At 39.9% G+C, this 4,586-nt stretch carries 8 protein-coding genes; all 8 read right to left on the reverse strand.

Features of this window, described 5'->3' with window-relative positions:
- Positions 1–657 (reverse strand): hypothetical protein (locus ABYD77_RS17860; protein ID WP_372771456.1); only part of this gene is annotated, 657 nt, incomplete at its 3' end.
- Between the two features lie 52 nt (positions 658–709).
- Positions 710–937 carry a hypothetical protein gene (locus tag ABYD77_RS17865; RefSeq protein ID WP_372771457.1) on the reverse strand — a complete coding sequence of 76 codons (228 nt, stop codon included), beginning with the start codon at positions 935–937 and terminating at the stop codon, positions 710–712.
- Positions 930–1,133: a hypothetical protein gene (locus ABYD77_RS17870; protein WP_372771458.1), complete on the reverse strand. Its 204-nt coding sequence runs from the start codon at positions 1,131–1,133 to the stop codon at positions 930–932. The genes ABYD77_RS17865 and ABYD77_RS17870 overlap by 8 nt, the downstream gene beginning before the upstream one ends.
- 209 nt (positions 1,134–1,342) lie before the next feature.
- Positions 1,343–3,007 (reverse strand): phage terminase large subunit, encoded by a 1,665-nt coding sequence (gene terL, locus ABYD77_RS17875; protein ID WP_372771459.1) that lies wholly within the window; start codon positions 3,005–3,007, stop codon positions 1,343–1,345.
- Positions 3,007–3,237 carry a hypothetical protein gene (locus ABYD77_RS17880; RefSeq protein WP_372771460.1) on the reverse strand — a complete coding sequence of 77 codons (231 nt, stop codon included), beginning with the start codon at positions 3,235–3,237 and terminating at the stop codon, positions 3,007–3,009. Before ABYD77_RS17880 ends, terL begins: the two co-directional genes overlap by 1 nt.
- Positions 3,237–3,722 carry a terminase small subunit gene (locus tag ABYD77_RS17885; protein WP_372771461.1) on the reverse strand — a complete coding sequence of 162 codons (486 nt, stop codon included), beginning with the start codon at positions 3,720–3,722 and terminating at the stop codon, positions 3,237–3,239. The genes ABYD77_RS17880 and ABYD77_RS17885 overlap by 1 nt, the downstream gene beginning before the upstream one ends.
- Before the next feature lie 253 nt (positions 3,723–3,975).
- Complete coding sequence (locus tag ABYD77_RS17890) at positions 3,976–4,314, reverse strand: bZIP transcription factor (RefSeq protein WP_372771462.1); 339 nt, start codon at positions 4,312–4,314, stop codon at positions 3,976–3,978.
- Positions 4,307–4,552, reverse strand: coding sequence for a hypothetical protein (locus tag ABYD77_RS17895; RefSeq protein ID WP_372771463.1), 246 nt, complete (start codon positions 4,550–4,552; stop codon positions 4,307–4,309). Before ABYD77_RS17895 ends, ABYD77_RS17890 begins: the two co-directional genes overlap by 8 nt.
- Positions 4,553–4,586 lie beyond the last annotated feature (34 nt).

A 4,586-nucleotide genomic window follows, 5' to 3' on the forward strand; every position in this document is an offset into this window, starting at 1 on the left:
CGCTTTCACAGTGTTGACAATTTTAGTTAGCAGACCTTCAGAGATTTTATCCTGCTCAATTTCGCCAACAGAACCAATCAACGCCTCAACATTAACAACGTCAACATCTTCACCGTTAAAGCGCATTACTGTTGTTTCGCCACCAGCTGGCGTTTCGTTTAACAGCATAGCCAAGTGGTCGTACGATTGATTCACTGCTTGCTTGGTGTATTCTTCGCCCTTACTGTTTGTTCCTGACAGCTCATTATCACTAAACATTAAACCAGTGCTTACGCCGATGTTTTCTTTTGATGCGAGAGCGTTAATGTATGTTTCGCCATCGTCTTGAGCTGCAAGTAATGACTTCTTAACGTCAGCGTCTGCATACCAAATACCATCGCGGTTATAAACATCTGTGATATTGCCACCGCTGTAAAAGTCTTGCATACCTACGCCATTTTTAGCGCTGATGTTAAAGCCGTTTGATTCTGGATGCGCTAACGTCAATGGCTGACCAAGCATCGAAGGCATCCCTTTGGCATTTTCTTCTGCGGAATAAAGAATACCATTCATCACTGCATTATCCGCAGTAATTGGAATTCCTTTAATTTTGAAATGAGTGTCAGTTTCGCTTAATTGCGTTTTTCTGACATTCGTATATAAACGAATTTTGTTCATAAAAAAGCCTCACTAATTAGTAAGGCTATTATATGTTATTTTTTGGGCTGTGTTAAATTAGTCTACTGAGGTTTTTGTTCAGTGAATCAATCCAACCTTTTATACTTACTTTTGTAGCATTGCAAACGAAAGCGCATGATAAGCCTTCAAAGTAGACAATTACGTGATCATCAAAAATATCATAATCGGCAGGAATGCTTTTATCATGCAAATACTCCATAGCATAATCAGCTATTTGTTGAAGTGTCATTTGTTGCTTATCTTTGTAATAATCAGTCATCTTCACTCTCCTTTCTACAATCGCTGCATACATATTTGTCAAAATCAGGTAGCCAGATTAAACTACCCAGGCATTCGCTTTCACCGCACTCAACTTCTGTTATTTCAAATTCAGTGCCAGCGCATTCAAGCTGAGCTACTAGGGGTAATGATTCTAGCAATTCATCTTCTGCTTCTAACCTTGTTAGTTCGCGCATAGTGTCACCCAAAAATAGCGATAATTAATGGCCCAATAACAAACCAACCCCAAATAGCACCACCAATAGCGCAAACAGAGTGAAACAATAAAAGCTCTTTCCAGTTTAACTTATCCATAACGCTCTCCTGTTTAATTTTCCCTAACTATAAATAAAAATCTTTACATTGTAAAGATTTTAGTTGTAGCTGTGTAGGTTTTGTTGGATAGCTAACCAATCCATGATGCTAGACCGGCCGAATGATTGTGTATTAACATATCATCAATAGCATCCATCAACGTATCGTACTGGTCATCGAAGCCTTTTTCTTTGTCGGTCAGTACGCCTACTGTTATCCCCGCTAACTCAGCCAAAAACGGCTGAACCCATTCTGTACTATGTGCAACTTCGCCAGACTCATAAGTAGTATTAAATATTTTATTTCCATCTTCGTCATGTAGCGCAGGAATAAATACCTTACCCATCTTCATTTGTGGCTGACAGTTGTTATGCCTAATTAATTTATTTTGATCCTGACCACGCTGCACCGAATGCACAGGTATGCTGTTCCGCTTTTGCAGCGTAGTTATTAATCCTTGCCCTGCTTGCTTATCTTCGATAGACATATAACGAACAGTTAAGCGTTGGCTGTATGGCGTATCAGTCCAGCGCTTCCATAATGACTCCGCTGTTTCTAGTAAGTCAGTTGGGTCCCATTTACCGCGACAACTATCAAGCACATACATATTACCATCAACACCCATGCCGCATAGAGTAAACACAGTGTAATCATTGTGGTCTTTCACTTTACCTGAGTTTGTATCAACATAAATCGATGCGTACTCAAGAAAGGGAAGCTGCGTATAAGTCTGAAACCAATCGGTTTCAATAAGTCCGCCAGATAGCATTTTAGGCGCTTGCATGTATTGACTTAAAAACGTGTACTCATCACGTTCCCATAAATCAATTAACTGGTCTATATGCTCCATCTCTGGCCAGTATGACCAGTATTCAACGCCGTTAATAACTCGACTGTCTGAATCTTTTATCGAGTTCCAGCAATCATTTCGCGTGTCTTCGTCTAACGTGTCAAGAAAGTCTTTTGTGATTAGGGCGGGGATTTGAACCAATTCAAATTTAACACCCATACCACCAGACATACAAAAGCCAATTGTATCTTCAACATGTAATCGTTGTTGTATTACAAAAAACGGTGTCGGATGATCCTTTGATTTATCACCACGCCGAGAGCGCACAGTGTTAACAAGTTTACGCTGAGATGCATCACGCTTAACTTGGCTAAACATATCCTCCGGCTTGTCAGGATCGTCAAGATTTACCGAGCCACTAAAACCTTCACCCGGATAACCGCCACGACCACCTGTAATTTGACCACCCATCGCACGCGAAACAGTCTCACCTTTAACCTTTCCTTTTGCGTCTACAATTTGCCATTCCTCGGCTTGGTTAACGCCAAACTGACAAGGCCAAAGCTCTTGGTATTCCTTGCTAGCAATAATGTCGCGTGTACGTCTTGAGTTGCGCTTAACTAGCGTGTCAGCAAACGAGAGGTTTAAATTCCTAAAGCGATTAAGTACACCAATGTTTACCAGCATGTTTGTGTATGCTGGTAAGTGAATGCTCATAAATTCTGTTTTTGTACCGCCAGGTGGAAGTGCTATAGCTAAGTTTTTAGAGTTATTAGTTCCGCGTAAAACTTCATCTATCTTTTTAGCCATTAAGCGGTGATGCCAGTTAACTAATAACTTATCACCCTGGATTAACTCAAACCATATGCGCGTAAAGTTAAGAAAAGAGCGCTCAGAACGCTCCTTTAGTGCAACCCTTTCATAAAAGGTCAGATTTTCCCATTCTAACAATTCAGTATCTGACATTATATAACTCTATTTAGAGCTTCTTGCTTGGCCGATTGAAAGCTTTGTGAATCTAACTCTAATGAGTTAAAGATGTAATTTTTCATTTCGCGCCAATATTCACGCGCATTTTTATTGTTTAGATTTTCAGTTTTTTCATAGTAATCAACAAGACAATCAACCGCTTTACTGTAGCTTGAATCTACCGTAAAGCTTCCTAGATACAATTCTTTAAATGACTTATCATCCATCAATCCAAATCCTCCAAATGCCCTTTAACCAAGCTAGCCTGCGCCTTTGCATAGTCATCAGGTGAATATGTTTTCATCGAACCATCAGAGCTTGTGTGGTCTGCTTTAATCTCATCTTTAAGCCCTAAATCACGAGCGATAATGTTAGCATTTAAAAGACCACCAGCAGCGCCTGCGAACTTCTGTTCATACATTACAGACTCGATCAAACTTGTGACTTCCGAATACTCAGGCTTTTTCTTGTAGTCGTGCCAAGTGGAAACTCCTATATTTAAGAACACACAAAGCCCATGCTGAGTTGCGGGTCTAAGCTTTGGCACTTCACCATAAATCACATCCCCTTGCGATGAAAAAGCCTTTATCTCTCTAATCTGATTCTCTTTCAACCACTCAAAGTACTCAAAAGCGCGCTCTTTCATATCTTCCGGTGATTTAAATGCAGGTGGCTTACCTACGTTATTTTTAGCTACCTCCCACAACTCCATAAACCCTACCTCTCCAATAAAAAACTTGCACCAATTATAACATTAAACTTTAGACAATAAAAAAGCCCGTTATGGGCTTATAGTTTTAAGTTTGCTCGAATCCAAAATTCAGGGTTAACTGTAACTTTGTTGAATTTGATTCTTATTAATTTATACAAATCCATATCACTCTCCCTCTGAAATGCTTCTTGCGTATGGCAGATTTAAAGCACTAATAACAGCAAGTGCAACTAATGACTTTTTAAGGTACACATCACTCTCCCTCTGGTGGTGTTAAAGCAGCCTCATAACCAGCTTGGTAAGCGTAGCGCATATCTTCACGACTATGCTGCATTGCAGGCCAAGTAAAGCTACTGCCACCTAAGTCGCAGTAATCACCATACCACGAAAGGAATATCGGCCAGTTTTCGCTTAAATTATTGCGCTTAACTTGCTTCTTAAGTTCTGCGTTTTCTGCTTGGAGTTTTTTGATTTCAGTTTCAAGCCCTAGTAGTTTATCGTAAACAAAATCGGGATGCGCAATAAAGTCACTATCAACAGTGTTGTCATCAATCCACCTATCAAGCTTTGCGCTTAGCTCTAAATCACTCATCACCCTTATCCTCCATCAATTCCTGATAATGCTTATAACCATCAACATGATTATTGCGACTGCGACAACTGTTAGCTACAAATACGCGCTCATCTTTCTGGTCTAACTGTTGGCGCAATAGCATGTTGGCTTGTCTTAGTTCCGCATTTTCAACCAGCAACTGATTAAATCGCTTTTCCATTTTTTCAGTTTTATCGACTAAGTAGTCGATGTATTCTTGAGTTATTTTGTTAGTCATTTCTTCTCTCCAAACAGCCAATTAATAAACGCCG

The organism is Pseudoalteromonas sp., assembly GCF_041629635.1.
Taxonomy (GTDB): Bacteria; Pseudomonadota; Gammaproteobacteria; order Enterobacterales; family Alteromonadaceae; genus Pseudoalteromonas.